General features: G+C 54.1%; 1 protein-coding gene. It reads right to left on the minus strand.

What is annotated here, in order from left to right:
- Positions 1–34: 34 nt before the first annotated feature.
- The gene (locus FGF66_RS12325; RefSeq protein ID WP_139457934.1) at positions 35–1,270 is read right to left on the minus strand and encodes an IS256 family transposase; all 1,236 of its coding nucleotides are present in this window, start codon (positions 1,268–1,270) and stop codon (positions 35–37) included.
- Positions 1,271–1,333: the final 63 nt, after the last annotated feature.

Raw genomic sequence — 1,333 nt, forward strand, 5'->3', positions numbered from 1 at the left:
GGGTCTGTTCAACTAAGTGTGTAAACGGTCGTAATCAAACGGGAAGCCGTCCTTCGAATTTAATGGAAAACTGGTTGATCACGGCGCCCCAGTTGCGAAGCGGCATGGTCCATTTCTTGGCAATGTTCTGCATGGCCAGGTAAATCAGCTTCATGATTGACTCGTCATTCGGGAATGCCCCCTTGGTTTTCAGTACTTTCCGCAGCGACCGGTTCAGCGACTCGATGGCGTTGGTCGTATAAATGACCTTGCGAATCTCTGCCGAATAATCGAAAAACGGGATGATGTTCTCCCAGTGCCGATACCAGAGTTTGCTGACCGAGGGGTACTTTGCATCCCACTTATCAGCAAAAGCTTGCAGGTTCAGCTCAGCCTGACCGGCGCTTGCTGATCCGTAAATCATTTTCAGATCGGCACATAACTCCTTACGGTCTTTCCAGGACACGAACTTCGTCGAGTTGCGAACCATGTGCACGATACAGAGTTGCACCTCCGTTTCCGGGAACACGGCGGCGATGGCGTCTGGAAAGCCGACCAGTCCGTCAACGGCAGCAATCAGGATGTCCTCGACGCCACGGTTTTTCAGTTCGGTCATAATGCCAAGCCAGAACTTTGCACCCTCGTTCTGCGAAATCCACAGGCCCAGCAACTCTTTCTGGCCCTCCATGGTGATGGCCAAGGCCAGATACACCGCCTTGTTGCTGACCTTGCCTTCCTGACGGCTCTTGACGACAATGCAGTCGAAGTAAACAATCGGATAGACGGCATCAAGCGGGCGGCTCTGCCATGCCCGGACATCGCCCAGCACCGCATCGGTCACGCTGCTGATCAACGCTTCCGAGACCTCGACCTGGTAGAGTTCCAGCAGCATGGCCTGCATGTCGCGGACGCTCATGCCCCGGGCATACATGGCCAGGATTTTTTCATCGAATCCCTTGAAGCGCGTCTGGCGTTTCGGGATCAGTTGCGGCTCGAAGGTGCTGTTCCGGTCACGCGGCGGGTTGATTTCCAGTTGATCGTTGTCAACGATGATCGTTTTGCTGCCATGACCGTTACGGCTGTTGCCGCTCTTTGGAACGATCGGGGCGTGCTTTTGGTAGCCAAGGTGTTCATCCAGCTCGCCCTCAAGCACTGTTTCGATCAGGCGCTTTTTGAGCTGCTCAAGCAGGCCCCCCTTGGCAAAAAGGGCTTGTGGGCCGCCGCTTTCCTGAATGAGCTGGTCGATCAGCTCGCCTTGGCGGTCCGGAATCTTGTCTTTCTTTCTGGTCATAGTTTTGCTCCTTGTTTCATGAGTGGAATCTATGACCGTTTACACACTTTATCTCACTGACCC

Origin of the sequence: Chlorobaculum thiosulfatiphilum, from assembly GCF_006265165.1 — a bacterium.
GTDB classification, from domain to species: domain Bacteria; phylum Bacteroidota; class Chlorobiia; order Chlorobiales; family Chlorobiaceae; genus Chlorobaculum; species Chlorobaculum thiosulfatiphilum.

Bases quoted from the DNA above. Each gene is read 5' to 3' on its own strand.
- FGF66_RS12325 (WP_139457934.1), bottom strand. From the start codon at position 1,270: ATGACCAGAAAGAAAGACAAGATTCCGGACCGCCAAGGCGAGCTGATC.